The organism is Pseudomonas sp. SWRI18 (assembly GCF_014268345.1).
Classification (GTDB): Bacteria; Pseudomonadota; Gammaproteobacteria; order Pseudomonadales; family Pseudomonadaceae; genus Aquipseudomonas; species Aquipseudomonas cedrina.
Genome location: NZ_JACCQQ010000001.1, coordinates 15,066 through 40,835 on the forward strand (window position 1 = coordinate 15,066; position 25,770 = coordinate 40,835).

A 25,770-nucleotide genomic window follows, 5' to 3' on the forward strand; every position below is an offset into this window, starting at 1 on the left:
AGCATCCTGCACGATGCCCGCTTGGAAGCCGTGCGAAATGCACGATGGATTGTCGAGTGGAAACTGCAGGTCACGCTGGTGACGGCGCCGGACGATATGAAAACGCCATCAGGCAAGGCCTTTGTATGAGGCGTGCAGATACCTGTACGAAGCTGCTTTTTATCGATCAGAATAAACCATGCAACTTGCCCGATTATTCCGGGACTAAACACCATCATTCATAGTTAAGGAGCGCGGGACACATGGAATCAGCCAAGGAACTTCAAGGCCGTATTCTTTTAGTGGATGACGAATCCGCGATCCTTCGCACCTTCCGTTATTGCCTGGAAGATGAGGGCTACACCGTCGCGACCGCGAACAGCGCAGCCCAGGCCGATACCCTGATGCAACGCCAGGTGTTCGACCTGTGCTTTCTCGACCTTCGCTTGGGCGAAGACAACGGCCTGGACGTGCTGGCCCAGATGCGGATCCAGGCGCCGTGGATGCGCGTGGTGATTGTCACCGCGCATTCAGCGGTCGACACTGCCGTTGATGCGATCCAGGCAGGTGCCGCCGATTATCTGGTAAAACCCTGCAGCCCGGACCAACTGCGCCTGGCGACTGCCAAGCAGCTTGAAGTGCGTCAACTCTCTGCGCGCCTCGAAGCCCTTGAAGGCGCGGTACGCCAACCCAAGGATGGCCTCGACTCCCACAGTCCGTCGATGATGGTGGTGCTGGAAACCGCGCGTCAGGTCGCCGGGACGGACGCCAACATTCTGATCCTCGGCGAGTCCGGTACCGGTAAAGGTGAATTGGCCCGAGCCATTCACGGCTGGAGCAAGCGCTCGAAGAAATCCTGCGTGACCATCAACTGCCCTTCGCTGACCGCGGAGCTGATGGAAAGCGAGCTGTTCGGCCACAGCCGTGGCGCGTTTACCGGCGCCAGTGAAAGCACCTTGGGCCGCGTCAACCAAGCGGACGGCGGTACGCTGTTTCTCGACGAGATCGGCGACTTTCCACTCACGTTGCAACCCAAGTTATTGCGTTTTATCCAGGACAAGGAATACGAACGCGTGGGTGACCCGGTCACTCGCCGGGCCGATGTCCGCATCCTGGCCGCCACCAACCTGAACCTGGAAGACATGGTGCGCGACGGCCGTTTCCGCGAGGATTTGCTGTATCGCCTGAACGTCATCACCTTGCACCTGCCACCGCTGCGCGAGCGCAGTGAAGACATCCTGACCTTGGCTGACCGCTTCCTGGCGCGCTTCGTCAAGGAATACGCGCGGCCGGCGCGCGGCTTCAGTGATGAAGCACGCGAAGCGCTGCTCAACTACCGTTGGCCCGGCAATATCCGCGAGCTGCGCAACGTGGTGGAGCGCGCCAGCATCATTTGCCCCCAAGAGAAGGTAGAAATCAGCCACCTCGGGATGGCCGAGCAACCGACCAACAACGCGCCGCGTATCGGCGCGGCGCTGAGCCTGGACGAACTGGAGAAAGCCCATATCGGCGCGGTGCTGGCCACCAGTGACACCCTGGACCAGGCGGCTCGCACGCTGGGTATCGATGCGTCGACCCTGTACCGCAAACGCAAACAGTACAACCTGTGAGCTGTACCCTATGAAGTTAGCGATGAAACTGCGCACTCGGTTGTTCCTGAGTATCTCAGCGCTGATCACCGTCGCCCTGTTGGGTCTGATCCTGGGCTTGGTCAGCGTCATGCAAATGGCCAAGACCCAGGAGTCCCTGATCCGCAGTAATTTCGTCACGCTGGAGCTCGGGCTGAAACTGCGCCAGAGCCTCGGTGACCAGTTGATTCTGATGCTTGTAGAACGCCCCAATCCAAAAGCGCTGGAGGCTTCCAAGCGGCAATACTTCGAGTTGCTGGACCAGGGCATCGCCCACGAGCGGGAGGACGGCAGGACCAGCGGATTCAGCCGCGCGCGCGTCGACTATCTGAATTTTCTGAAAGCGTTTGAAGAATCCCAACCTGCCTCGTTGGTCAGTGGTAATAACGAGCGTCTCACCCAAACGTTCAACGTGTTACGCAACGGCTTGATCGCCGAGCATAAACGAGCCCTGGAAACCATCAACACGAGCGAGCACAAGTCCCAGGCCCGCGCTTTACTGATCGCCGGGCTGTTGGGCTTGGTGGGAATCGCGGTGCTGATCATTGGCTTTGTCACCGCCCATGGCATCGCTCGACGTTTCGGCGGCCCGATCGAAGCGCTGGCCAAGGCGGCGGACAAGATCGGCCAAGGTGATTTCGAAGTGACGCTGCCGATCTCGTCGGCAGCGGAAATGAACCAACTCACGCGCCGCTTCGGCATCATGGCCGAGGCGTTGCGCCAGCATCAGGCGACCAATGTCGATGAGCTGCTGGCCGGCCAACAGCGCCTGCAGGCCGTGCTCGACAGCATTGACGATGGCCTGTTGATGATTGACCGCCAAGGCCGTCTCGAGCACCTCAACCCGGTGGCCCAGCGCCAGTTGGGCTGGGACGAGGAGCGTCTCGGCCAGGGCCTTGGCGAGGCGCTGGCGCGTCCGGAACTGGACGACCAACTGCAACTGGTCCTGCGTGGCGGCAATCTGGAGCGGGCACCGGACGACCTCGAGGTGGAAGTCGAAGGCGAATTGCGCCTGCTGACCTACAGCCTGACGCCCGTGAGCCATACCCAGGGGCATATTCTCGGTGCGGTGATGGTGCTGCATGATGTCACCGAACAACGCGCCTTCGAGCGGGTGCGCAGCGAGTTTGTATTACGCGCCTCCCATGAGCTGCGTACACCAGTCACCGGCATGCACATGGCGTTCGGGCTCTTCCGCGAACGCGCCAAGTTCCCTGCCGAGTCCCGTGAAGCGGACCTGCTGGATACGGTCAATGAAGAGATGCAGCGCCTGATGCAGTTGATCAACGACCTGCTCAACTTCTCGCGCTACCAGAACGGCCTGCAGAAACTCACGCTGGGCCCGTGCGACGTGACCGACCTGTTGGAGCATGCCCGTGCGCGCTTCGTCGAACCGGCCAACGCGCAAAACATCGAATTGCTGGTAGAAACTCAACCCGACTTGCCCCGCCTATACGCGGACCAGGCACAACTGGAGCGGGTACTCGACAACCTGTTGGGCAACGCCCTGCGCCATACCGCTGCGGGCGGGCAGATTCGCCTGCAAGCGCGCCGCCATGGCGAGCGGGTAATTGTCAGCGTCGAAGATAACGGCGAAGGCATCGCCTATGGGCAGCAGGGGCGGATCTTCGAACCGTTCGTGCAGGTGGGCCGCAAAAAGGGCGGCGCCGGCCTGGGCCTGGCGCTGTGCAAGGAGATCGTGCAATTGCACGGCGGCCGCATGGGCGTGTATTCACGGCCGGGGCAGGGCACTCAGTTCTATATGGCGTTGCCGCTCTAGCGCCGGTTCAAGGCACGCAGGATCGCGGCGCTTTCCGCATCGGGCGTACCGTCAAACAGCGACGGCCGGAAATGCATCTGGAACGCCGCAATCACATGACGCGTGGCCACATCCAGCTCGCCGGTCTGGGGCGTCTGGTAGCCCAAGCGCGCCAACTCTTCCTGGAACCAAGTGATGCTCGGCAACTCGGTAGCGTATTGCACTTGGAAACGTGCAACCGCTTGAGCATCCGGCCAAACACCCAGCCCTTCAGCGGCAAGACGCTTCCATGGGAACAAGGGACCTGGGTCCAGCTTGCGCAGCGGCGCGATATCACTGTGGCCAATGATGTTCTTCGGGTCGATGCCGTTGCGCTTGCTGATGTCCTTGAGCAACACCACCAAGGATTTCACCTGCGCTTCAGAATACGGATACCACAGGCGGCCAGTCGGCGTGTCCTTGTAGCCGGGGTTCACGATCTCGATACCGATGGAACTGGAGTTGAGCCAGGTACGGCCCATCCACTCGCTTTCGCCGGCGTGCCAGGCGCGCTGGCTCTCGTCCACCAACTTATAGATAGTGGCGCCGGCGTCGTCGCCGATCAGGTAATGACTGCTGACCTGTCCGTGGGTGAGCAACGCCAGGGAGCGCTCCAGGTTGGTAGAGGTGTAGTGGACAATCACGAACTGCACGCGGTTATCGTAATTGACCGAAGGATGATTGGTGTCCAGGCGTGGGCCGCTGGCGCAACCCGCAAGCAAAAGAACCACAAAGGCGACGTACAAGAATTTCATGGCGGAAGACATTACGCTGAAGACGATAATGCAACAGTGTAACGTACCGCCCGCGAACACGCGGTCAAATTACACAATGGAACACTTTCAGGCGGCTTGAACCTGATTACGCCCCGCCGCCTTGGCCCGGTACAACGCCGCATCTGCGCGCTTGAGCGCCACGTCACTGCGCTCGCCCGGCTGGAACTGCGCCACGCCCATCGACACGGTGATCGTCACCGGCTCGCCCTTGAAGTGAAACGGGCACGCTTCAATGGCTGCGCGCAACGCCTCACCCGCCGCCAGCGCCTGCGTCAAGGACGAGTCAGGCATCAGCAGTACAAACTCTTCACCGCCAAAGCGCGCAATGAAGTCGCCGGGGCGCAGGCGCTTGTGCAGCACGCTGGCGATGATTTTCAGCACTTTGTCACCCGCCAGGTGACCGTAGCCATCGTTGATGCGCTTGAAGTGATCCAGGTCCAGCATCGCCAGTGACAGGCTGTTACCACGCTGGTGCCAGGTATTGACCTCATGATCGAGGCGCTCGCTCCAGGCTGCGCGGTTCGGCAGGCCCGTAAGCGGATCGATCAGGGCCTTCTGGCGTTGCACCTCCAGGTGCTCGCGGTAGCCCTGGGCTTCCTGTTCCATATTGGCAACGCGCTCGGCCAGGCCCTTCAGGCGCGCCGCCGTTTCCTGCTCACGCTGGTCGCGCTGCTGCTGATGCTCGTCCATGGTGCCCAGCAGGCCTTCCAGGTGGCTTTCCAGTACGTGCTTGAGGCTGTCCAGGTCGGCGGCTTCCTGCACGCTGCTTTGCAGGCCGTCGACCTGTTCGCGGATTTGCGTGTCCAGCTCTCGGGCGGCGGAACGGCTATCGGCGTGGCCGTCGCTGGCAACCTGTAGATGCCCCTGGAACGCTTCGAGGCGCTCGTTAAGCTGCTTGAGGTAAGCCTCGAACTCATGCTGGCCGCTGTCGGTGATCGCCAGCATCAAGATGGCCAAGTCGTCGAGAATGGGCAGCAGCTCGTACCAGTTCAGCCCGTGGGCCAGGCGCTCTCGCATGGCTTCGGCCTGGGGTTGATGGCGCTCAGGCAATGCCAGCTCGTCGAGCAGGCCGAGCAGGGTGTCTTCGATGTGCTTGGCCACGGAGCTGTAGGACGGCTCCGGCGAGTCGGGCAAGGAATAGGGGCCGTCCGAGTGCAATTCGTCGGTGTCGGACTCCTCGGCTTCCAGCACAGGCGGGAGCGAGAGGCTGCCGATGACCGTCTCATCCAGTACTTCGACTGGCACTTCAGGCGTTTCGATAAAGGCCGCGAGAGCGCTTTGCGGCGCCGGTTCTTCTACCGCAGGTTCAGGCTCGACAGGTACTACAGACGCGCCGACAGGGGCTGCCTGCACCGGGGCCTCATAGGCAAAAGTTTCACTGGCGCTTTGGGCAGCCTTTACGGGTGAAGCCGGCTCGGATGCCGGGGCTACCGCTTCAGGCTGCGGCGCGAAGGCGCGCAAGGCTTGCGTCAGCTCTTGCGATTGCTCGGGCGGTGCGGGCTCGGCCGCAGGTTCAGCGGCAGGCCTGGCCACAGCCGCTTGCGGTACCGGGCCGGGCGACGGCTCGTTTGTCACCGCCTCGTTCGACACATCTTTGGTACCAAACAGACGCTGTAAAAGCCCCGGCCCTGGGCGCGTGGTTTCGCCGTCCGGCTCCAGGTTGTTCAGCGCCTGGCCTTGCAGGCCGCTCAGTTCGCTGAGCAACAAGGGCATCTCGCGCGCCTGGCCGACACGCCCGTCCAGCTGTTTGGCGAACGTTTTCAGCGGCCGGGCGACCTCGCGGGGTAATGGCAGCTTTTGCAGCTGCGCAACCAGGGACGTCAGCGCGGTACTCATCTGGTCGATGCGGGTTTCGCGGCGCTGCTCCGAATCCAGCACGGCCTTTTCCAGGCGCGGCAGCAACGCGGCGAGGGCGGCGTCCATATCATCCGTGCGCACGACGTCACGCATTTCCTTCATGCATTGGTCTACCGCCAGGTCGGTGCCTTCAGCGGCCAGCGTGCTGCGCACCAGCCCGCGACGCAGCAGGTCGAGGCGGGCGGCCCAGCGGCGTTCGAGCTTTTCTTGCTGCTCGATGCTTTTAAGGTATTTCTCTTTCCAACGCTGGGCGTCGTCGCTCATGCAAGGGGCCCGCCGGTGCCTGGGCTCAACGCGGGCAACGCATCAGCCGTGAGCGAACCCGGCAGACGAATCTCGACCGCGACCGGCAGGTGGTCGGAGATGGGCTGCGCCAGCACCTGCACACTCTCAAGGGTGAGGGTAGGACTGAGCAGGATATGGTCAAGACAGCGCTGCGGGCGCCAGCTCGGGAACGTGGCTTCGGCTTGCGGCGCCAATAGCCCGAGGTCGCGCAATGGAGAATTGAGCAACAGGTCGCTGGCGTGGGTGTTCATGTCACCCATCAGCACCTGGTGTTTGTAATTGCCGATCAGCTCGCGGATGTAGGCCAGCTGCATCGTGCGGGTGCGTGCACCCAACGCCAGATGCATCATCACCACGACCAGGGCCTCCGGGCCTTCGCCAAACCGCACGAGGATCGCGCCTCGACCCTTGGGCCCAGGCAGCGGATGGTCTTCGATTGCGGAGGGTTTCAAACGGCTGAGCACACCATTGCTGTGCTGGGCCAGGCGCCCGAGGTTGCGATTGAGTTGCTGGTACCAATACGGGAAGGCGCCGAGCTGAGCCAGGTGCTCCACCTGGTTGATGTAACCGGAGCGCATGCTGCCGCCGTCGGCTTCCTGCAGCGCGACAAGGTCAAAGTCATGCAACAGGTTGCCGATCTTCTGCAGGTTGCCGGCACGCCCATTGTGAGGCAGCAAATGCTGCCAGCCACGGGTGAGGTAGTGCCGATACTTCTCGGTACTGATGCCTACTTGGATATTGAAGCTCAGCAGGCGCAGGCGGCTGTCCGGCGGCAGGCCTGTGGTTTCCAGGTGATGTTCGTTGACCTGCGCATCATGCAGGCCAACCACACGTTCGGTACCCCAGCGGCGCATGACGGGCCCCTTACTTGGCTGCGCGCTCTTTGGCGATCAGTTGGTCAGCGACGTTGAGGGTTGCCTCAGGACCACCGGTAGTCCCCAGGTCGAAACGGTATTTGCCGTTGACGATCATGGTCGGTACGCCTTGCACGCCATACTTCTGCGCCAGTTCCTTAGCCTGCTTGATCTGGCCCTGAATTGCGAAGGAGTTGAAGGTGGCGAGGAATTTGTCCTTGTCCACGCCCTGGGTGGCAACGAAGTCAGCCATTTCGTCCGGCTTGGTCAGGCGCTTGCCTTCCTTCTGGATCGCGTTGAACACGGCGTTGTGCACCTTGTGCTCCACACCCATGGCTTCCAGGGTCAGGAACAATTGGCCGTGGGCATCCCACGGGCCACCGAACATGGCCGGGATACGTTTGAAGTTCACATCCTTGGGCAGTTTCTCAACCCACGGGTTGATCGTCGGCTCAAAGGCGTAGCAATGCGGGCAGCCGTACCAGAACAGCTCCACCACTTCGATCTTGCCAGGCACAGAAACCGGAACCGGGTTGGCCAATTCGACATAGGTTTTACCGGCTTCAAGCGGCACGTCGGCAGCTTGTGCGGTCATGCCGAAAAGGCTGGCAGTGACGAGAGCGGCGCTGAGGATCAGATTACGCATGCTTTACTCCTGGACAAATAAAGTCGCCTCACGCGACCTTTGTTGTGACAGGCCTGCGCGGGCATGAGTTCGTTAGTGTAACGGCACCGGCCACAAAAAAGGGCGGCCTGGGCCACCCTTTTTATGCTTGCATCACCGGATTAATCGAGTGTTAACGTTGCGTACACCTCAGTGCAGGCCCTGGATGTAGCTGGAGACCGCCGCGATGTCTTCATCACTGAGCTTGCGGGCGATGGTGCGCATGATCATCGCATCGCCATCATTGGCTCGCCCGGCCTCTTCCTTGCGGAAATCGGTCAACTGCTTGGCGATGTAAGTGGCATGCTGGCCACTCAAGTGCGGGAAGCCAGCGGCTGCGATACCGGCGCCGTTTGGCGAGTGGCAACCGGTGCAGGCAGGCAGGCCTTTTTCCAGGTCGCCACCGCGGAACAGTTTCTCTCCGCGAGCCACCAGTTTCGGATCGGCAGCTCCCACACTGCCTTTCTGGCTGGCGAAGTAAGCCGCGATATCCGCCATGTCCTGATCGCTGGTATTGGTCAGCAAGCCCGTCATTTCCAGGACTGTGCGCTTGCCGCTCTTGATATCCTGCATCTGCTTGGTCAGGTAACGCTCGCCCTGGCCGGCCAGTTTGGGGAAGTTCGGTGCCGGGCTGTTACCATTCGGCCCATGGCAAGCACCACAGACGGCGGCTTTCGCTTGACCGGCAGCGGCATCACCTTTAAGGGGGCCCTCTGCAGCGACGCCAGCGCCTGTGATGCCCAAGGTCAACAGCAGACTCACGATCAGTTTGTTCATCAGCTAATCCAACTACGGCTAAGGGGTTTAAGAGTTATCTACCGGGTTTACTCACCACCCACTCAACGATGGCCTGGTAATCCTCAGTACTGCAGTCCTTGCACAAAACCACGCGGCGGCATTGCCTTGAAACCCTGGGGCAACCACTTGATCATGTGTCGATCAATTCAGGGTTTGAGAGCGTTTTGCGTTCTAATGCGCAATAAAGGTCTTTCGCTCCCGTGAACCTCATCCTTCGCTGGGACAAAGCACACACAAAATCTGCGGCATTATATACTGGCGCTACTGAAACGGAAACGACACCGCTTGCCGCACCCTTTTTCGGCACCGCCCACATCGGAAAACTCATGCAACTCAAGAATCCCATCCTCGGCCTGTGCCAACAGTCCACGTTCATGCTCAGCGCCGCCAAAGTTGACCAATGCCCCGATGACGAAGGCTTTGAAGTCGCCTTCGCCGGTCGTTCCAATGCCGGCAAATCCAGCGCGCTGAACACCCTGACTCACGCCAGCCTGGCACGCACCTCGAAAACCCCGGGCCGCACACAGCTCCTCAACTTCTTCAAGCTAGACGATGATCGGCGTCTGGTCGACCTGCCGGGCTACGGTTATGCAAAAGTACCTATCCCGCTGAAGCTGCACTGGCAGCGTCATCTGGAGGCTTACCTAGGTGGCCGCGAGAGTTTGAAGGGTCTGATCCTGATGATGGACATCCGCCATCCGATGACCGACTTCGACCTGTTGATGCTCGACTGGGCGGTGGCCAGCGGCATGCCGATGCATATCCTGCTGACCAAGGCCGACAAGCTGACCTACGGCGCCGCGAAGAACACCCTGCTCAAAGTACAGTCCGACATTCGTAAAGGCTGGGGTGACGCGATCACTATCCAGCTGTTCTCGGCGCCAAAGCGCATGGGGCTGGAAGACGCTTACACCGTGCTGGCCGGCTGGATGGAATTGGCGGACAAGGGCGCGGAACTCGCGGAATAACTTTTCTGCGGACAAAAAAAACCCCGGACTTCGTATGGGGAGGGGAAGTTCGGGGTTCAAGTTCCAAACCGCTAGGGCGGGGTCTGGATATCTGCCAACACTTAACACAACATAGGAGCATTGAAGGGCTTCACCACCCATTCAGTAACTCTGAGTAGCGGTTCACAGGTTAAGTTCCGGCGGGTTCAAAAAACTATTGGAAATAACTGACGGCTGATCCCGTACACACCCAACCTGCCACCCCGCAATGAGGTGGCAGAGCACAGTGATCAGTGTGCCTCGTCCCAGTTATTACCCACGCCCACCTCCACCAGCAGCGGTACGTCCAACTGGGCAGCGGCGCTCATATGCTCGCGAATCTTCTCGCTGACGTCGGCCACCAGGTCCTCACGCACCTCCAGCACCAGTTCATCGTGCACCTGCAGGATAACCCTGGCATCCAGGCCCGACTCGGTGAGCCAGTCGTCCACCCGCACCATGGCTTTCTTGATGATGTCCGCCGCCGTGCCCTGCATCGGCGCGTTGATCGCGGTACGTTCCGCGGCCGCGCGCTCCTGCGGCTTGTTGGAGTGGATATCGGGCAGGTACAGCCTGCGCCCGAAGAAGGTTTCGACATAGCCCTGATCGGAAGCCTGGGCGCGGGTGCGCTCCATGTACTCGCGAACCCCGGGATAGCGGGCGAAGTACACATCGATGTAAGCCTTGGCCGTCTTGGTGTCGACGCCGATGTCCTTGCCCAGCTTCTGCGCGCCCATCCCATAGATCAAACCAAAGTTGATCGCCTTGGCACTGCGGCGCTGGTCAGAGGTAACCTCGCCCAACTCGACCTTGAATACCTCGGCGGCCGTTGCCGTGTGCACATCGAGGTTGTGGCGGAACGCGTTCATCAGCCCTTCGTCCTTGGACAGGTGCGCCATGATCCGCAGCTCGATCTGCGAATAGTCCGCCGCCAACAGCTTGTAACCCTTGGGCGCGATAAACGCCTGGCGGATCCGCCGCCCTTCGGCGGTGCGCACTGGGATATTCTGCAGGTTCGGGTCACTGGACGACAAACGCCCGGTTGCCGCCACCGCCTGGTGGTAGGAGGTATGCACCCGCCCGGTGCGCGGGTTGATCTGCTCCGGCAGGCGGTCGGTGTAGGTGCTTTTGAGCTTGCTCATGCTGCGGTACTGCATCAGCACCTTGGGCAGCGGATAGTCATCTTCGGCCAGCTTGGCCAGCACTTCTTCGGCGGTCGACGCCTGGCCCTTGCCGGTTTTCTTCAACACGGGCATGCCAAGCTTTTCGTACAGAATCGCGCCGAGCTGCTTGGGCGAACCCAGGTTGAACGCCTCGCCGGCGATCTCGAACGCCTGGCGCTCGAGTTCGACCATCTTGTTGCCCAGCTCGATGCTCTGGATACCCAACAGTTCCTTGTCAACCAGCGCCCCCTGGCGCTCGATGCGCGCCAGCACCGGCACCAACGGGATCTCGATGTCCGCCAGCACACTGGCCAGGCTCGGAATGGCCGCCAGTTGCGCATGCAATGCCTGATGCAGGCGCAAGGTCACATCCGCATCCTCCGCCGCATAAGGCCCCGCCTGCTCCAGTGCGATCTGGTCGAAGGTCAGCTGTTTGGCGCCCTTGCCGGCGATGTCCTGGAAAGTGACGGTGTCATAGTCGAGGTATTTCTTGGCCAGGCTGTCCATGTCATGCCGGGTTGCGGTGGCGTTCAGCACATAGGACTCAAGCATGGTGTCGAAGGCGATACCACGCAGGGTAATGCCCTGAGCCGGGTCGCCGCCGATGGCGCAGTTGGCCAGGATGTTCATGTCGAACTTGGCGTGCTGGCCGACCTTGAGCTTGGTCGGGTCTTCCAGCAGCGGCTTAAGGGCCAGCAACACCGTGTCGCGGTCCAACTGCTCCGGTGCACCGACGTAGGCATGGGCCAGCGGAACGTAGGCCGCTTCATGGGGCTGCACGGCGAATGAAACCCCGACCAGCTGCGCCTTCTGGGCGTCGATCCCGGTGGTTTCGGTGTCGAAGGCAAACAATTTTGCGTCGTTGAGCTTCTTCAACCAAAGGTCAAAAGTGGGTTGGTCGAGGATGGTGGTGTAAACAGTTTCCACGGCAACCGCCGCGACAGCCTCAACGACCGCTTCTGCCGCAGGCGCAACGGTCGGCGTCTTGAGCTCGATACGTTTGGCATCGCGCTGGATCTCATCGATCCAGCTCTTGAATTCCAGCAGGGTGTAAAGCTCCAGGAGTTTCTCGCGGTCCGGCTCGATCAGGTGCAAGTCGTCCAGGCCAACGTCCAGCGGCACATCGATCTTGATCGTCGCCAACTGATAGGAAAGGAACGCCATCTCCTTGTGCTCTTCAAGCTTGGCCGGCAACGTCTTGGCGCCGCGAATAGGCAGGGTCGGCACAATATCGAGCTGCTCGTAGAGCTCCTTGAGGCCGCCATTGACGCCAACCAACAAGCCGGACGCGGTTTTCGGGCCGATGCCGGGAACGCCCGGAATGTTGTCGGACGAATCGCCCATCAACGCCAGATAATCAATGATCTGCTCCGGAGCGACGCCGAATTTCTCCTTTACGCCCTCCACGTCCATCGCGCTACCGGTCATGGTGTTGACCAAGGTAATGTGCCCGTCCACCAGCTGCGCCATGTCTTTGTCACCGGTGGAAATCACCACGGGACGGTCGGCGGCCGCGCTGCTGCGGGCCAGGGTGCCGATCACGTCATCGGCCTCGACGCCCTCGACGCACAGCAGCGGGAAGCCCAGGGCGATTACGCTCTGGTGCAAGGGCTCGATCTGCAGGCGCATGTCATCGGGCATGCTTGGGCGGTTGGCCTTGTATTCGGCGTACATATCATCGCGAAAGGTCCCACCCTTGGCGTCGAACACCACCGCGAACGGGCTGTCCGGGTACTGCTTGCGCAGGCTCTTGAGCATGTTCAACACGCCCTTGACCGCACCGGTGGGCAGGCCTTTGGAGGTGGTCAGCGGTGGCAGTGCATGAAAGGCGCGGTACAGATAAGAAGAACCGTCCACCAGGACGAGGGGTGCGTGGCTCATGAGCAGAATCAACCTTTTCGGCGGGTCAGGCGCTAGAATAGCCGGACCAATGACGACAAAGGGACAAGGTTATCATGCGTACATTCAATCGCCTGCTGTTGACCGGCTTGATTGCACTCGCTCCGATGGCTGCCATGGCGGCAGACGATGCACCTGGCGGTGACCCGGAAGTTACCATTCGCACGGAAGGCGACAAGACCATCCAGGAGTACCGCCAGAACGGTTTCCTGTACGCGATCAAGGTCACCCCGAAGGGTGCGCCACCGTATTTCCTGGTGCGCGCGGACGGAACCGACGCGAACTTCATCCGCTCTGACCAGCCGGATATGCTGATCCCGTCATGGAAGATCTTCGAATGGAAATGATTTCTTAACTTCAATTGGCGCCGCACACAGCGGCGCCCGTACTGGCAGTTTTAACCATGTCTGTGTTCACCCCCCTGGCTCGGCCCGAGCTGGAAACCTTTCTCGCCCCTTATGGGCTCGGCCGCCTGCTCGACTTCCAGGGGATTGCCGCCGGTAGCGAAAACACCAATTTCTTTATCAGCCTGGAGCAGGGCGAGTTCGTCCTGACCCTGGTTGAGCGTGGCCCGGTCGTGGAAATGCCGTTCTTCATCGAACTGCTCGACGTGCTCCACGACGCCGACCTGCCGGTGCCTTACGCTCTGCGCACAACCGACGGCGTGGCTCTGCGCGAACTGAAAGGAAAACCGGCATTGCTGCAACCGCGCCTGGCCGGCAAGCACATCAAGGACGCCAATGCCCAGCACTGCGCCCAAGTGGGCGACCTGCTTGGCCATCTGCATCTGGCGACACAAGGCGAAAAGGTGCTGGAACGCAAGACCGATCGCGGGCTGGACTGGATGCTCAGCGAAGGTGCGCAACTGATTTCGCACTTGAACGATGCACAGCAGCGCCTGCTGCAGGCGGCACTGACGGAGATCCAGGCACACAAAGCCGACATCCTCGCCCTGCCGCGCGCCAACGTTCACGCTGACTTGTTCCGCGACAACGCGATGTTCGAAGGCACGCACCTCACCGGCCTGATCGATTTCTACAACGCCTGCTCCGGCCCGATGCTGTACGACGTGGCGATCGCCTTGAATGACTGGTGTTCGGATGCACAGGGCGTGATTGACGGGCCACGCGCCCGCGCGTTGCTGGGCGCTTATGCGGGCTTGCGGCCGTTCACCGCCAGGGAGGCCGAGCTGTGGCCGACGATGTTGCGCGTGGCGTGTGTGCGGTTCTGGCTGTCTCGCCTGATCGCTGCAGAGTCATTTGCCGGGCAGGATGTATTGATCCATGACCCGGCGGAGTTCGAGCATCGGCTGATGCAGCGTCAGCAGGTTACAGTTCAACTGCCGTTCGCCCTCTAGAACTCAACTCGGTAAAAAATGTGGGAGCGGGCTTGCTCGCGAAGGCGGTGTGTCAGTCAGTACATCTTTGACCGATCTACCGCATTCGCGAGCAAGCCCGCTCCCACATGGGTTATGCGTCGGCCTGTCAGAGCGACTCCAGGCATCCGGCCAAGTCGTTACCCAACTTCTCCAGCAGTTGCTCGTAACCCTGAGGCGTAGCCGGCGTATACCCGCCCAACGCATCCAGCTCCGCCAGCTTCACCGGCAGGCCAGCCACCAGCGTTTCAGCCAAACGCGGCCGCAGCGGTGGCTCACTGAACACGCAGGTCTTGCCCACTTCCTGCAATCGCGTGCGCATCGCCGCCACGTGCTGGGCGCCGGGCTGTACTTCAGCGGCAACGCTGAACACGCCGGCATGCTTCAAACCGTAAGCGTCTTCGAAGTAATCGAAGGCTTCGTGAAACACGAAGTAAGGTTTGCCCTCGACCACCGCCAGGCGCTTCTTCAGGCGAGCGTCCAGGGCATCCAGGCGTTCTTCGAAGGCCTTGGCATTGCTTTGGTAGCGCGCAGCATTCGACGGATCGGCAGCCGCCAGATCAGAAGCCATCCGCGCGGCAATCACGCGGGCGTTCACTGTCGACAGCCACAAGTGAGCGTCGACGCTGCCAGGACGATGATCGTGGTCATGTTCGTCCGCATCATCGGCGTGGGAGTGGTTATCTTCAGCGAAACGCCGCAACTTCATGCCCGGCAGGTCTTGCACCGCTATTGTCGCCGCCGTACGACCTTTGAGCACGCGCGGCAGGAAGGTTTCCATATCCGGCCCGATCCAATACAGCAGGTCCACCGACTGCACGCGCCGTACGTCGGATGGACGCAACGCGTAGTTATGCGGCGATGCGCCCGGTGGCAGCAGCACCTCAGGCACCGCTACACCGTCCTGCACAGCAGCGGCAATCAGCTGTAAGGGCTTGATGCTGGTCAGCACCTTGACCTCAGCCTGAGCAACGCCAGTTACGAACAAACTGGCGACAAATACGACAAAAACGGGAAAAAGTCGGGACACGATGACCACTCAATGGCGTAGGAACGGGTAACATAATAACGTCTCTATCAAATATCTGTCGCCGCTCATGCCTAAAACACCGCTTGCCAGCCGTCCCCATGACCATTCTCACTGCGTGCATACCGCGCTGTCGGAAGCCGACACCCTCTGCGCGCAGAAGGGCTTGCGCCTGACCGCCTTGCGTCGCCGTGTGCTGGAACTGGTGTGGCAAAGCCACAAGCCGCTGGGTGCCTACGACATTCTGGGCGTGCTCAGCGAACAGGACGGCCGTCGCGCCGCACCGCCGACCGTGTACCGCGCGCTGGACTTCCTGCTGGAAAACGGCCTGGTGCACCGCATCGCCTCGCTCAATGCCTTCGTTGGCTGCAACCACCCGGAACACGCGCACCAGGGCCAGTTCCTGATCTGCCGCGCGTGCCACGCCGCCATCGAGCTTGAACAGAAAATCATCAGCGACGCCATCATTCAGAGCGCTGCCGATGTCGGCTTCACGGTCGAAGGGCAAACGGTCGAAGTGGTCGGCCTGTGCTCGGGCTGCCAGGGGGCTTGATGAGCAACGCTTTAATCCGCCTGGAACAGGTCGGGGTCACGTTTGCCGGACAAAACGTGCTGGATAACATCGCGCTGAGCGTGGAGCCTGGGCAGATCGTCACCCTGATCGGCCCCAATGGCGCCGGCAAGACCACCCTGGTGCGCGCCGTGCTCGGGTTGCTCAAGCCAGACACCGGCAGTGTGTGGCGCAAACCCAAGCTGCGCGTGGGGTATATGCCGCAGAAGCTGCATGTCGACCCGACGCTGCCCCTGTCCGTATTGCGCTTCCTGCGCCTGGTGCCGGGTGTCGACCGCGCCCGCGCCCAGGCCGCGCTCAAGGAAGTCGGCGCCGAACAGGTGATCGACAGCCCGGTACAAAGCATCTCCGGCGGCGAGATGCAGCGCGTGCTGCTGGCCCGCGCCCTGCTGCGCGAGCCGGAGTTGCTGGTGCTTGATGAACCCGTACAAGGCGTCGACGTGGCCGGCCAGGCCGAGTTGTACAGCCTGATCACCCGTCTGCGCGACCGCCATGGCTGCGGCGTGCTGATGGTGTCCCACGACCTGCACCTGGTAATGAGCACCACCGACCAGGTGGTGTGCCTCAATCGTCACGTCTGCTGTTCGGGCCATCCGGAACAAGTCAGCAGCGACCCGGCGTTCGTCGAGCTGTTCGGCAAGAACGCACAAAGCCTGGCGATTTATCACCACCATCACGACCACGCCCACGATCTGCATGGCGCCGTCGTGGATGACGCGTCTACCCCACACGTTCATGGAGATAGCTGCAAGCATGGCTGATTTTCTGCTCTACGCCCTGCTGGCAGGCTTGGCTTTGGCGCTGGTGGCGGGCCCGCTGGGCTCGTTCGTGGTCTGGCGGCGCATGGCCTATTTTGGCGACACCTTGTCCCACGCCGCGCTGCTGGGCGTGGCCATGGGCTTCCTGCTGGACGTGAGCCCGACCATCGCCGTGACCGTGGGCTGCCTGCTCCTGGCGGTATTGCTGGTGACCCTGCAACAACGCCAGCCCTTGGCCTCAGACACCTTGCTGGGCATCCTGGCGCCGAGCACCCTGTCCCTGGGCCTGGTGGTGCTGAGCTTCATGCACGAAGTGCGCATCGACCTGATGGCCTATCTGTTCGGTGATCTGCTGGCGATCAGCCCGACCGATCTGGCCTGGATCCTCGGCGGCGCTGCGATCGTGCTGGTGTTGCTGGTCGCCCTCTGGCGTCCGCTGCTGGCAATCACCGTGCATGAAGAACTGGCAAGAGTGGAAGGCTTGCCCGTACCAGGCCTGCGCATGGCCCTGATGTTGCTGATCGCCGTGGTGATTGCTGTCGCGATGAAGATTGTCGGCGTATTGTTGATCACGTCGCTGTTGATCATCCCGGCCGCCGCCGCCCAACGCCACGCCCGTTCGCCGGAGCAAATGGCGGTCGGCGCCAGCCTGCTGGGGATGCTTGCAGTGTGCGGGGGCCTGGCGCTGTCCTGGTTCAAAGACACGCCGGCCGGCCCATCGATCGTGGTCACGGCCAGCGCCCTGTTTCTGCTGAGTTTTGTCCTGCCCCGCCGAGGGGTGTAGACTTGCTCGCTTTTTGCGCAAATAGAGAGTCGCAGGAATGAAGCTGTTCACCTCCCGTTATCTGCTCCTTGCCGCATTTTCCCTGCTGCTGGGCGCCTGTCAAAGCACACCGCCCGCCGCGCCCGAGGCTGCGGACCCGCGTGCTGCGGCCATCGCGCAGCTGGAGCAAAACCTGGCCAGCAGTGAACTGGCCACCGCCGAAGACCAGCTTGCCGCGTTGCAGGCCCAGTCGCCCAACGACCCGACGCTGGAAAACTACCAGCGCCAGTTGGCGGAAGCCTATCTGCAGCGCAGCCAGATCGTGCTGCAAAAAGGGGATGTCAACGCCGCCGCCACGGCCCTGAGCCGCGCCCGCGCCTTGATGCCCAAGGCGCCGGCGCTGACCGGCGGCGTCAACAGCGCCATTACCCATGCCCGCAAAGTCGAGCTGGATAATGCCGAGCAAGCCTTGAAGGCCGCCGAAGCCAAGCCCGCCGCCAAGGTCATCGACCCGGCAGCGCCCAGCACCACCGTGGCGTTGAACCTCACCGATATCCAGGCGTTGCGCCACCAACTGGATGCAATCGCCACCGATGTGGTGAATTACCAGTGCGACGTGAGCATCCAGGCGCCGCGCACCGAGGATTACCCGTGGTTGGCCACGTTGCTGACCAAACGGGTGAAGAAGATTGATTCAGGGTATGAGCTGAAGATCCACCGGCAGATCCTGAAACATATTCCGGCGCAGGTTGTGCTGATTCCGCGTAAGGCGGACTGACGCCATTCGCGAGCAAGCCCGCTCCCACACTTGACCGATTTCCAACATGAGAATGCGGTCAAAATGTGGGAGCGGGCTTGCTCGCGAAGGCGGTTTAAGCCACAGCGGAAGACTTAAGCCGGAATCGCCTTGGCCTTCGGCTCACGCTCCCAGACCCGATGCTGGGCAATCGCCGCGAAGAACGCCTTGAACGCCTTGGCATCGGCCCCCACGATCAACCCCGCATCCGCCTCCAGCTTCAGCAGATCCAGCAATGGCTTCACGTCACTGGCCACCGCAATCGCCTTCAGGTGCTTGTACGCCTCCAGCACGTAATGCAACGCCACACCGTCACCGCTCAGCGCTTCCACCGAGGCTTTGCCGCCTGGGATAAACACCGCGTCAAAGGCAATGGACGGCATGCCCTCCATCGACGCATCCACCGGCAGCGTCTTGCCATCCGCCGTGGTCACCGGTGCCGAGGTCGGCCCGAGCAACTTGGCGTGCGCACCTTCTGCCTCCAGGGCTTTTTTCAACGCATCGATCGCCGCGCCATCCACACCATTGGCGGCCAGAATCGCCACTTTGCGGGTTTTGATGTCGCCCGAGAGCAAATTCACCTGGCTCAAGGCCGGCGATTTTTTCACCGAGGTTTCACGCACAGGCACCGTGCCTTTGGTCGGCGCGGGCAAGCCCAGGTTCTGCGCAACGCGCTTGGCCAGTTCCAAGTCGATATTGGCCAGGATCTCATTCACCTGGCGCGCACGAATATGCTCGCGCTCGACCTTGCCCAACTCAAAGCTGTAGGCGGCGATGATGTGCTCTTTCTCATGATGGCTCATGCTGTTGAAAAACAGCGTGGCCTGGGAAAAATGGTCACCGAACGATTCACTACGCTCGCGCACCTTATTCGCATCGATACGCTCGTAGTAGGTCTCAAAACCACCGTCAGTCGGGCCCGCAGGCGTTTCCTTCGGCCAGCCGCCGTCAATGGAGTTCGGCTCGTAAGCGGCGCGACCCTTGTCGATCACGGTCCGATGCTGGGCATCGCGCTGATTGTTGTGGTTCGGCGCGACCGGACGATTGATCGGGATCTCATGGAAGTTCGGACCACCGAGACGGCTGATCTGCGTGTCGGTGTAAGAAAACAGACGACCTTGCAGCAGCGGATCATTGGTGAAGTCGATACCCGGCACGATATGGCCTGGGCAGAACGCAACCTGCTCGACTTCGGCAAAGAAGTTGTCCGGGTTGCGGTTCAGCACCATCTTGCCCAGCGGAGTGATTGGCACCAACTCTTCGGGGATGATCTTGGTCGGGTCGAGCAGGTCGAAATCGAACGTGTGTTCGTCTTCTTCCGCAACAATTTGCACGCCCAGTTCCCACTCAGGGTAATCGCCACTTTCAATCGCTTCCCACAGGTCGCGACGGTGGTAGTCGGTGTCTTTACCGGCCAGCTTCTGCGCTTCGTCCCACACCAGCGAGCAGGTGCCGACTTTTGGCCGCCAGTGAAACTTCACAAAGCTCGATTTGCCTTCGGTGTTGATCAGACGGAAGGTGTGCACGCCAAAGCCCTGCATGGCACGCAGGCTTTTCGGAATGGCACGGTCGGACATCGCCCAGACCACCATGTGCGCCGACTCCGGCACCAGCGAGACAAAGTCCCAGAACGTATCGTGCGCCGATCCGCCGGTTGGAATCTCGTTGTGCGGTTCAGGCTTGACGGCGTGCACGAAGTCAGGAAATTTGATCGCGTCCTGAATGAAGAACACCGGCATGTTGTTGCCCACCAGGTCGAAGTTGCCTTCTTCGGTGAAGAACTTCACGGCAAAGCCACGCACGTCACGCACCGTATCGCCCGAGCCACGCGGGCCTTGCACGGTGGAAAAACGCGCAAACACCGGGGTTTTATGCTCAGGGATGCGTAGGAAGGCAGCCTTGGAGAGCGCCGAATGGTCTTCATAAGTCTGGAAGTAACCATGGGCGCCAGTACCGCGCGCATGCACGATGCGCTCCGGGATGCGTTCATGGTCAAAATGCGTGATCTTTTCCCGCATGATGAAGTCTTCCAGCAGCGACGGGCCGCGGGAGCCGACTTTCAGGGTGTTCTGGTTATCGGAAATCTTGACGCCCTGGTTGGTGCGCAGGGCCTGTCCGGTCGCGTCGGAGCGCAATTCATCCAGGGCCTGCAGCTTGGCGTTGGTGTTGCCACGGTCCAGGGTTTCGGTGCCCGCGAGTTCACTCTTCGGCGGGGTTCCTGGCTTCTCGGTACTCATCAGGTAAAACTCCTTGGTTTTAAATGGCCAGAGCGGTCCCCGGCTCGTTTGAGCAAACTCCCAGGCACGGCACCTGGAAAACGAGTTGCTTAAGTAGTGACTGATGAGGTTTTGGGCCGTTCCTTTTTTATGACCTTTGATCGCGTTATTGCCAAATCGCTGGGTGAATGCGAAATAAATGCTAAGAAACGCTAGTCGGACAGGCTAAAATGCGCGCCCGGCTAACCGCTGATCCCTTTTCAATGCGCCCCACAAGGTTCGCTACGTGATCGAGTTTCAAAACGTCCATAAAACCTACCGCGTCGCCGGTAAGGATATCCCCGCCCTGCATTCCACCAGCCTGCGCGTCGAGAACGGCCAGGTATTTGGCCTGATTGGCCACTCGGGTGCGGGTAAAAGCACCCTGCTGCGCCTGATCAACCGCCTCGAAGAACCGAGCGGTGGCCAGATCACGGTGGATGGCGAAGAAGTCACCGCCCTGGACGCCAACGGCCTGCGCCGTTTTCGCCAGCAGGTCGGGATGATCTTCCAGCACTTCAACTTGCTGGCCTCCAAGACCGTCGCCGACAACGTCGCGCTGCCCCTGACCCTGGCCGGCGAATTGTCGCGCAAGGACATCGACCTGCGCGTCGCCGAGTTGCTCGCCCGCGTCGGCCTGTCGGACCACGCCAGGAAGTACCCGGCGCAGTTGTCCGGCGGCCAGAAGCAGCGCGTCGGCATCGCCCGCGCCCTGGCGACCAAGCCCAAGATCTTGCTGTGCGACGAAGCCACCAGCGCGCTCGACCCGCAGACCACCGCCTCGGTGCTGCAACTGCTGGCCGAGATCAACCGCGAACTCAAGCTGACCATCGTGCTGATCACCCATGAAATGGACGTGATCCGCCGCGTCTGCGACCAGGTGGCGGTGATGGACGCCGGCGTGATCGTCGAGCAAGGCTCGGTGGCCGATGTGTTCCTGCATCCCAAACACCCGACCACCAAACGCTTCGTGCAAGAAGCCGAGCAGGTCGATGAAGGCGAGCAACGCGATGACTTCGCCCACGTCCCGGGCCGTATCGTGCGCCTGACGTTTCAGGGCGAAGCGACCTACGCGCCGTTGCTGGGTACAGTCGCCCGCGAAACGGGGGTGGACTACAGCATCCTGGCCGGTCGTATCGATCGCATCAAAGACATTCCCTACGGGCAATTGACCCTCGCCGTTACGGGCGGTGACATGGACGCCGCGTTTGCGCGCTTCACCGCCGCCGACGTTCATATGGAGGTGCTGCGCTAATGGAAGTCCTGTTGAGTTTCTTCGCCAATATCGACTGGTCCGAAATCTGGCTCGCCACTGGCGACACCATGACGATGCTGTTCGGCTCGCTGTTCTTCACCGTGATGCTGGGCCTGCCGCTGGGCGTGCTGCTGTTCCTGACCAGCCCGCGCCAGTTGTTCGAACAGAAGGGCCTGTACGCACTGCTGTCGCTGATTGTGAATATCCTGCGCTCGCTGCCGTTCATCATCCTGTTGATCGTGATGATCCCGTTCACCGTCCTGATCACTGGCACATCGCTGGGTGTGGCGGGTGCGATTCCACCGCTGGTCGTCGGTGCCACGCCGTTCTTCGCACGCCTGGTGGAAACCGCCCTGCGTGAAGTGGACCGCGGCATCATCGAGGCGACCCAATCCATGGGCGCCACCACCCGCCAGATCATCACCAACGCCTTGTTGCCCGAAGCCCGTCCCGGCATTTTCGCGGCGATTACGGTGACGGCGATTACACTGGTGTCCTACACGGCGATGGCCGGTGTGGTCGGCGCTGGCGGCCTGGGTGACCTGGCGATCCGTTTCGGTTACCAGCGCTTCCAGACCGATGTGATGGTGGTCACCGTGGTGATGCTGCTGATTCTGGTGCAAATTCTGCAAACCGTCGGCGACAAGCTGGTGGTGCACTTTTCTCGAAAATAACGGCCATGGCCGGCCAGGCGCCGGCACATGCCCGAACAAGGAGCTTGTTGGATGAAAAAACTACTGGTTGCTTTCGCCGCCGTTGCCGCGTTCTCCGCCCACGCCGAGACCATCACGGTCGCCGCCTCGCCGGTGCCGCACGCGGAAATCCTCGAATTCGTGAAACCTGCGCTGGCCAAAGAGGGCGTGGACCTGCAAGTCAAAGTCTTCACCGACTACGTGCAGCCAAACGTGCAAGTGGCGGAAAAACGCCTGGACGCCAACTTCTTCCAGCACCAGCCGTACCTGGATGAATTCAACAAGGCTAAGGGCACTCATCTGGTGAGCGTCGGCGCCGTGCACCTGGAGCCCCTGGGCGCTTACTCCAGCAAGTACAAGAAGCTGGACGAGCTGCCGAGCGGCGCCAACGTGGTAATCCCGAACGACGCCACCAATGGCGGCCGCGCGCTGTTGCTGCTGGCCAAGAACGGCCTGATCACCCTGAAGGACCCGACTGACATCCTGTCGACCATCAAGGACATCACCGGCAACAGCAAAAACCTGAAATTCCGTGAACTGGAAGCCGCCACCCTGCCGCGCGTGCTGACCCAGGTCGACCTGGCGCTGATCAACACCAACTACGCGCTGGAAGCCAAGCTGGACCCGTCCAAGGATGCATTGGTCATCGAAGGCAACGACTCGCCTTACGTCAACATCCTGGTCACCCGCGAAGACAACAAGGATTCGGATGCGGTGAAGAAGCTGGTTGCAGCGCTGCACACGCCTGAAGTGAAAGCGTTCATCCTCGAGAAGTACAAAGGCGCAATCCTGCCGGCGTTCTGATCGAAGCGGACGCAGAGCGTCCAGGGCGGTATTCCCACGCGGAGCGTGGGAACGATCAAACACTGAAGATCAAAATGTGGGAGCGGGCATGCTCGCGAATGCGGTGGATCAGTCAATATGTTTGGCGACTGACACTCCGCTTTCGCGAGCATGCCCGCTCTCACATTTGCTTTGTGTTGCCTGTTACTGACGCTTTACCAACCCTGGCAATTGCGCCACCAGCTTCTGGCTGTTCAGCGGCGCACGAATAAACCCGCGCTGTGTCCCGTCCGGTCCGATCAGCGCGAGGTTGCCGCTGTGGTCGACGGTGTAGTTCGGCTTGCTGGTATCGGCGGGAATGAACGGAATGCTTACGGCATTCGAGACTTTCTGTACATCCTCCACATTCGCGCCTGTGAAGCCCTGGAACTGCGGGTCGAAGTAGCCCAGGTACTGCTTGAGCTGGGTCGGCGTATCGCGGTTCGGGTCGACGCTCACCAGGACCACCTGCAACTTATCCACAACGTCCTTGGGCAGCTCGCTCTTGATCTGGCGCAGTTGAGCGAGGGTGGTGGGGCAGATGTCCGGGCAGAAGGTGTAGCCGAAGAACAGCAGGCTCCACTTGCCTTTCAATTCGTTGACGAGCACCGGCTGGCCGTTCTGGTCTGTCATGGTCACCGGCGGCAATTGGCGGCTTTGCGGCAGCAGGATGATGCCGGCGTCGATCAGCGCGGTGGGGTCGCCCTGGCCCTTGCCCGAGAGCACTTTGTTAACGGTCAGGCCCATGATCAATGCCACCAGGGCTACCAGGATGAAGACAGTCTTTTGAGTTCGAGTCATAGGTTCAACAGTAGGTAGTGGTCTACGAGCAGGGCGATAAACAGCAGGAACAGGTACCAAATAGAGTACTTGAAGGTGTTGATCGCCGCGTGCGGCCGAGCGCCACGGTACAACACCCAGGCCCATTGCAGAAAGCGTCCGCCCAATACCAGCGCGCATGCAAGGTAGAGCGAGCCGCTCATATGGATCACATAAGGCATAAGACTCACTGCCAATAGAACAAAGGTGTAAAGCAGAATGTGCACCTTGGTGTAGTGCTCGCCATGGGTGACCGGCAGCATCGGGATGTCGGCCTTGGCGTATTCCTCCTTGCGATGAATGGCCAGCGCCCAGAAGTGCGGCGGGGTCCAGGCAAAGATGATAAGCACCAGCAGCAAGGGTTCGGCGCTGACGTGGCCGGTGACGGCAACCCACCCCAACAACGGCGGCGCCGCGCCGGCCAGCCCGCCGATGACAATATTCTGCGGCGTCGCGCGCTTTAGAAACCCGGTGTAGATCACCGCGTAGCCCAGCAACGACGCCAGGGTCAGCCATGCCGCCAGCGCATTGGTGAACGCCAGCAACAGCGCCAACCCTGCAACAGCCAGAAACAATGCAAACGCCAACGCCGCCGGTGGTGACACACGCCCTTCTGCCAATGGCCGCTTGTGGGTGCGCGCCATCACCGCGTCAATCCGTCGGTCCACCACGTGGTTGACCGCCGCCGCGCCGCCCGCACACAGGGCAATCCCCAGGTTGCCGAACACCAGCACCGTCCACGGCACGCCGGCACGGGTCGCCAGGAACATCCCCACCAAGGAAGTGATGAGCATCAGCACCACCACCTTCGGCTTGGTCAGCTCCAGGTAGTCACGCCAGACCGCCTGGCCGTGACGCGCGCCGATCAGGGTCGCCATGGCATCTCTCCTTTAAGGGTCATCAGGCCCGACACCGGTTTGCGCGGGATAAATCGCCAAGCGAATGGCAGCGGCTTGCGCACCCGGACCAGGCTGGTACGCGCGTGATAATTGACCAGCACCAGGCTCAGCAACAGCGCCGCGCCCCCGGCGTTATGCCCGACCGCCACCGGCAGCGGCAGGCCGAAATACACATTGCTCACACCCAGGCAGACTTGCGCGGCCAGGGCGATCAGCAGCAAACCCGCCAACCGCGTCATGCCGACCGCACGCAGTTGCCAGGCCAGGCCGAGCAGCACCAGGCTGACGATCACGGCGCCAGCGCGGTGGGTCAGGTGGATGGCGGTGCGCGCTTCGCTGTCCAATTGCCCGCCAAGGTAGTTAGGGCCGATGTGCTGGGTGAGGTGAAAGCCATTGGCGAAATCCGCAGCCGGCCACCAATCACCATGACACGTCGGCAAATCAACACAGGCCACCGCCGCATAGTTGGAGCTGACCCAACCGCCGAGCGCAATCTGCGCGATCACCAGCACCAGCCCGGCGGTGGCCCAATATTGCAGACGCTTGGGCACGATCAATGCGGGCAACACCCCGGACAGGCGCAACGTCAGCAAAAACAGCAGGCTCAAGGTGGCAAAGCCGCCCAAAAGATGACCTGTCACCACCTGCGGCCACAGCTTCAACGTCACCGTCCACATGCCAAACGCCGCCTGGGCAACCACCACCGCCAGCACGAACAACGGCAGTTTCACCGGCTGGCCCGAATCACGCCGATGGCTCCAGGAACGCGCCGCCAGCAGCGCGATCAGTACACCCAGCGTGCCGGCAAAGTAGCGATGAATCATCTCGCTCCAGCCCTTGGCCGCTTCCACCGGTGTATCAGGAAAATGCAACTCGGCATGGGCCAGTTGGGCTTCACTTTGCGGCACGCTGATAAAACCGTAGCAGCCGGGCCAATCCGGGCAACCCAGGCCGGCGTGGGTCAAGCGGGTGTAGGCGCCTAGCAGCACGACGACCAGCGCCAGCAAGGTGGCAAACAACGCGAGGCGAAATCCGGGTTTGGCCATGACGA

23 protein-coding genes and 1 pseudogene are annotated in these 25,770 nt (G+C 61.2%); 12 read left to right on the top strand and 12 right to left on the bottom strand.

Translation table 11 applies throughout. The features are described from left to right. Window positions 1-242 precede the first annotated feature (242 nt). Together algB and H0Z09_RS00080 are read left to right on the top strand one after the other, a co-directional pair. A complete protein-coding gene (gene algB, locus H0Z09_RS00075; RefSeq protein WP_064053131.1) occupies window positions 243-1,589 on the top strand; it encodes a sigma-54-dependent response regulator transcription factor AlgB in 1,347 nt (448 codons plus the stop codon). A gap of 10 nt (window positions 1,590-1,599) precedes the next feature. Continuing rightward, window positions 1,600-3,387, top strand: a complete 1,788-nt coding sequence (locus H0Z09_RS00080) for an ATP-binding protein (protein ID WP_076952237.1) — start codon at window positions 1,600-1,602, stop codon at window positions 3,385-3,387. Here H0Z09_RS00080 and H0Z09_RS00085 read toward each other — a convergent pair. From H0Z09_RS00085 to H0Z09_RS27235, 6 genes and pseudogenes are all read right to left on the bottom strand, one after another. Then, window positions 3,384-4,160, bottom strand: a complete 777-nt coding sequence (locus H0Z09_RS00085) for an N-acetylmuramoyl-L-alanine amidase (RefSeq protein WP_186685724.1) — start codon at window positions 4,158-4,160, stop codon at window positions 3,384-3,386. The two genes, H0Z09_RS00080 and H0Z09_RS00085, sit on opposite strands and share 4 nt — an antisense overlap. A gap of 87 nt (window positions 4,161-4,247) precedes the next feature. Further along, a complete protein-coding gene (locus H0Z09_RS00090; protein ID WP_186685738.1) occupies window positions 4,248-6,302 on the bottom strand; it encodes a GGDEF domain-containing protein in 2,055 nt (684 codons plus the stop codon). Further along, window positions 6,299-7,177, bottom strand: a complete 879-nt coding sequence (locus H0Z09_RS00095) for an endonuclease/exonuclease/phosphatase family protein (RefSeq protein WP_186685748.1) — start codon at window positions 7,175-7,177, stop codon at window positions 6,299-6,301. The genes H0Z09_RS00090 and H0Z09_RS00095 overlap by 4 nt, the downstream gene beginning before the upstream one ends. A 10-nt stretch (window positions 7,178-7,187) precedes the next feature. Further along, a complete protein-coding gene (dsbA, locus tag H0Z09_RS00100) occupies window positions 7,188-7,823 on the bottom strand; it encodes a thiol:disulfide interchange protein DsbA (protein ID WP_057006180.1) in 636 nt (211 codons plus the stop codon). A 168-nt stretch (window positions 7,824-7,991) separates the two neighbouring features. After that, a complete protein-coding gene (locus tag H0Z09_RS00105; protein ID WP_186685751.1) occupies window positions 7,992-8,618 on the bottom strand; it encodes a c-type cytochrome in 627 nt (208 codons plus the stop codon). 34 nt (window positions 8,619-8,652) lie between these two features. Further along, a pseudogene (locus H0Z09_RS27235) lies at window positions 8,653-8,770 on the bottom strand (cytochrome c5 family protein); the annotation flags it as partial. A gap of 195 nt (window positions 8,771-8,965) precedes the next feature. Here H0Z09_RS27235 and yihA point away from each other — a divergent pair. Continuing rightward, window positions 8,966-9,607, top strand: a complete 642-nt coding sequence (gene yihA / locus H0Z09_RS00110; RefSeq protein ID WP_186685753.1) for a ribosome biogenesis GTP-binding protein YihA/YsxC — start codon at window positions 8,966-8,968, stop codon at window positions 9,605-9,607. Window positions 9,608-9,876: 269 nt separating this feature from the next. Here yihA and polA read toward each other — a convergent pair whose 3' ends face one another. Then, window positions 9,877-12,669 (bottom strand): DNA polymerase I, encoded by a 2,793-nt coding sequence (polA, locus tag H0Z09_RS00115; protein WP_186685755.1) that lies wholly within the window; start codon window positions 12,667-12,669, stop codon window positions 9,877-9,879. A 74-nt stretch (window positions 12,670-12,743) separates the two neighbouring features. Between polA and H0Z09_RS00120 the strand changes: the two genes are divergently transcribed. Together H0Z09_RS00120 and H0Z09_RS00125 are read left to right on the top strand one after the other, a co-directional pair. Beyond that, window positions 12,744-13,034: a DUF2782 domain-containing protein gene (locus tag H0Z09_RS00120; RefSeq protein WP_012721523.1), complete on the top strand. Its 291-nt coding sequence runs from the start codon at window positions 12,744-12,746 to the stop codon at window positions 13,032-13,034. A gap of 56 nt (window positions 13,035-13,090) precedes the next feature. After that, window positions 13,091-14,044 (top strand): homoserine kinase, encoded by a 954-nt coding sequence (locus H0Z09_RS00125; protein WP_076952230.1) that lies wholly within the window; start codon window positions 13,091-13,093, stop codon window positions 14,042-14,044. 127 nt (window positions 14,045-14,171) lie between these two features. Here the strand turns inward: H0Z09_RS00125 and H0Z09_RS00130 are convergent, their stop codons facing one another. Further along, window positions 14,172-15,101 carry a zinc ABC transporter substrate-binding protein gene (locus H0Z09_RS00130; protein WP_186685764.1) on the bottom strand — a complete coding sequence of 310 codons (930 nt, stop codon included), beginning with the start codon at window positions 15,099-15,101 and terminating at the stop codon, window positions 14,172-14,174. A gap of 46 nt (window positions 15,102-15,147) precedes the next feature. On the opposite strand from H0Z09_RS00130, the gene H0Z09_RS00135 reads away from it, so the two are divergent. The 4 genes from H0Z09_RS00135 to H0Z09_RS00150 are packed head-to-tail and all read left to right on the top strand — an operon-like array spanning window position 15,148 to window position 17,959. Continuing rightward, entirely contained in the window at window positions 15,148-15,642 is a 495-nt protein-coding gene (locus H0Z09_RS00135; protein ID WP_186686972.1) for a Fur family transcriptional regulator, read from the top strand. Beyond that, window positions 15,642-16,421: a zinc ABC transporter ATP-binding protein ZnuC gene (gene znuC / locus H0Z09_RS00140; RefSeq protein WP_186685767.1), complete on the top strand. Its 780-nt coding sequence runs from the start codon at window positions 15,642-15,644 to the stop codon at window positions 16,419-16,421. The genes H0Z09_RS00135 and znuC overlap by 1 nt, the downstream gene beginning before the upstream one ends. Beyond that, window positions 16,414-17,202 carry a zinc ABC transporter permease subunit ZnuB gene (gene znuB, locus H0Z09_RS00145; protein ID WP_186685770.1) on the top strand — a complete coding sequence of 263 codons (789 nt, stop codon included), beginning with the start codon at window positions 16,414-16,416 and terminating at the stop codon, window positions 17,200-17,202. The genes znuC and znuB overlap by 8 nt, the downstream gene beginning before the upstream one ends. Before the next feature lie 37 nt (window positions 17,203-17,239). Beyond that, window positions 17,240-17,959 carry a PA5502 family lipoprotein gene (locus tag H0Z09_RS00150; protein WP_186685773.1) on the top strand — a complete coding sequence of 240 codons (720 nt, stop codon included), beginning with the start codon at window positions 17,240-17,242 and terminating at the stop codon, window positions 17,957-17,959. Between the two features lie 113 nt (window positions 17,960-18,072). Here the strand turns inward: H0Z09_RS00150 and katE are convergent, their stop codons facing one another. Beyond that, window positions 18,073-20,214 carry a catalase HPII gene (katE, locus tag H0Z09_RS00155; RefSeq protein ID WP_186685775.1) on the bottom strand — a complete coding sequence of 714 codons (2,142 nt, stop codon included), beginning with the start codon at window positions 20,212-20,214 and terminating at the stop codon, window positions 18,073-18,075. Between the two features lie 265 nt (window positions 20,215-20,479). Here katE and H0Z09_RS00160 point away from each other — a divergent pair, with 265 nt between their 5' ends. From H0Z09_RS00160 to H0Z09_RS00170, 3 genes are read left to right on the top strand one after another with little or no spacing between them, the layout of a single operon-like run. After that, window positions 20,480-21,487, top strand: coding sequence for an ATP-binding cassette domain-containing protein (locus H0Z09_RS00160; protein WP_186685778.1), 1,008 nt, complete (start codon window positions 20,480-20,482; stop codon window positions 21,485-21,487). Next, window positions 21,487-22,161 carry a methionine ABC transporter permease gene (locus H0Z09_RS00165; RefSeq protein ID WP_186685781.1) on the top strand — a complete coding sequence of 225 codons (675 nt, stop codon included), beginning with the start codon at window positions 21,487-21,489 and terminating at the stop codon, window positions 22,159-22,161. Before H0Z09_RS00160 ends, H0Z09_RS00165 begins: the two co-directional genes overlap by 1 nt. A 51-nt stretch (window positions 22,162-22,212) precedes the next feature. Further along, window positions 22,213-22,983: a MetQ/NlpA family ABC transporter substrate-binding protein gene (locus H0Z09_RS00170; protein ID WP_186685784.1), complete on the top strand. Its 771-nt coding sequence runs from the start codon at window positions 22,213-22,215 to the stop codon at window positions 22,981-22,983. Between the two features lie 183 nt (window positions 22,984-23,166). Here the strand turns inward: H0Z09_RS00170 and H0Z09_RS00175 are convergent, their stop codons facing one another. The 3 genes from H0Z09_RS00175 to H0Z09_RS00185 are packed head-to-tail and all read right to left on the bottom strand — an operon-like array spanning window position 23,167 to window position 25,765. Further along, window positions 23,167-23,802, bottom strand: a complete 636-nt coding sequence (locus tag H0Z09_RS00175; protein WP_186685787.1) for an SCO family protein — start codon at window positions 23,800-23,802, stop codon at window positions 23,167-23,169. Next, window positions 23,799-24,698 (bottom strand): heme o synthase, encoded by a 900-nt coding sequence (gene cyoE / locus H0Z09_RS00180; protein ID WP_186685789.1) that lies wholly within the window; start codon window positions 24,696-24,698, stop codon window positions 23,799-23,801. Before cyoE ends, H0Z09_RS00175 begins: the two co-directional genes overlap by 4 nt. Beyond that, window positions 24,686-25,765, bottom strand: a complete 1,080-nt coding sequence (locus H0Z09_RS00185) for a COX15/CtaA family protein (protein WP_186685791.1) — start codon at window positions 25,763-25,765, stop codon at window positions 24,686-24,688. Before H0Z09_RS00185 ends, cyoE begins: the two co-directional genes overlap by 13 nt. Window positions 25,766-25,770 lie beyond the last annotated feature (5 nt).

Bases quoted from the DNA above. Each gene is read 5' to 3' on its own strand.
- algB (WP_064053131.1), top strand. From the start codon at position 243: ATGGAATCAGCCAAGGAACTTCAAGGCCGTATTCTTTTAGTGGATGAC.
- H0Z09_RS00080 (WP_076952237.1), top strand. From the start codon at position 1,600: ATGAAGTTAGCGATGAAACTGCGCACTCGGTTGTTCCTGAGTATCTCA.
- H0Z09_RS00085 (WP_186685724.1), bottom strand. From the start codon at position 4,160: ATGAAATTCTTGTACGTCGCCTTTGTGGTTCTTTTGCTTGCGGGTTGC.
- H0Z09_RS00090 (WP_186685738.1), bottom strand. From the start codon at position 6,302: ATGAGCGACGACGCCCAGCGTTGGAAAGAGAAATACCTTAAAAGCATC.
- H0Z09_RS00095 (WP_186685748.1), bottom strand. From the start codon at position 7,177: ATGCGCCGCTGGGGTACCGAACGTGTGGTTGGCCTGCATGATGCGCAG.
- dsbA (WP_057006180.1), bottom strand. From the start codon at position 7,823: ATGCGTAATCTGATCCTCAGCGCCGCTCTCGTCACTGCCAGCCTTTTC.
- H0Z09_RS00105 (WP_186685751.1), bottom strand. From the start codon at position 8,618: ATGAACAAACTGATCGTGAGTCTGCTGTTGACCTTGGGCATCACAGGC.
- yihA (WP_186685753.1), top strand. From the start codon at position 8,966: ATGCAACTCAAGAATCCCATCCTCGGCCTGTGCCAACAGTCCACGTTC.
- polA (WP_186685755.1), bottom strand. From the start codon at position 12,669: ATGAGCCACGCACCCCTCGTCCTGGTGGACGGTTCTTCTTATCTGTAC.
- H0Z09_RS00120 (WP_012721523.1), top strand. From the start codon at position 12,744: ATGCGTACATTCAATCGCCTGCTGTTGACCGGCTTGATTGCACTCGCT.
- H0Z09_RS00125 (WP_076952230.1), top strand. From the start codon at position 13,091: ATGTCTGTGTTCACCCCCCTGGCTCGGCCCGAGCTGGAAACCTTTCTC.
- znuC (WP_186685767.1), top strand. From the start codon at position 15,642: ATGAGCAACGCTTTAATCCGCCTGGAACAGGTCGGGGTCACGTTTGCC.
- znuB (WP_186685770.1), top strand. From the start codon at position 16,414: ATGGCTGATTTTCTGCTCTACGCCCTGCTGGCAGGCTTGGCTTTGGCG.
- H0Z09_RS00150 (WP_186685773.1), top strand. From the start codon at position 17,240: ATGAAGCTGTTCACCTCCCGTTATCTGCTCCTTGCCGCATTTTCCCTG.
- katE (WP_186685775.1), bottom strand. From the start codon at position 20,214: ATGAGTACCGAGAAGCCAGGAACCCCGCCGAAGAGTGAACTCGCGGGC.
- H0Z09_RS00165 (WP_186685781.1), top strand. From the start codon at position 21,487: ATGGAAGTCCTGTTGAGTTTCTTCGCCAATATCGACTGGTCCGAAATC.
- H0Z09_RS00170 (WP_186685784.1), top strand. From the start codon at position 22,213: ATGAAAAAACTACTGGTTGCTTTCGCCGCCGTTGCCGCGTTCTCCGCC.
- H0Z09_RS00175 (WP_186685787.1), bottom strand. From the start codon at position 23,802: ATGACTCGAACTCAAAAGACTGTCTTCATCCTGGTAGCCCTGGTGGCA.
- cyoE (WP_186685789.1), bottom strand. From the start codon at position 24,698: ATGGCGACCCTGATCGGCGCGCGTCACGGCCAGGCGGTCTGGCGTGAC.
- H0Z09_RS00185 (WP_186685791.1), bottom strand. From the start codon at position 25,765: ATGGCCAAACCCGGATTTCGCCTCGCGTTGTTTGCCACCTTGCTGGCG.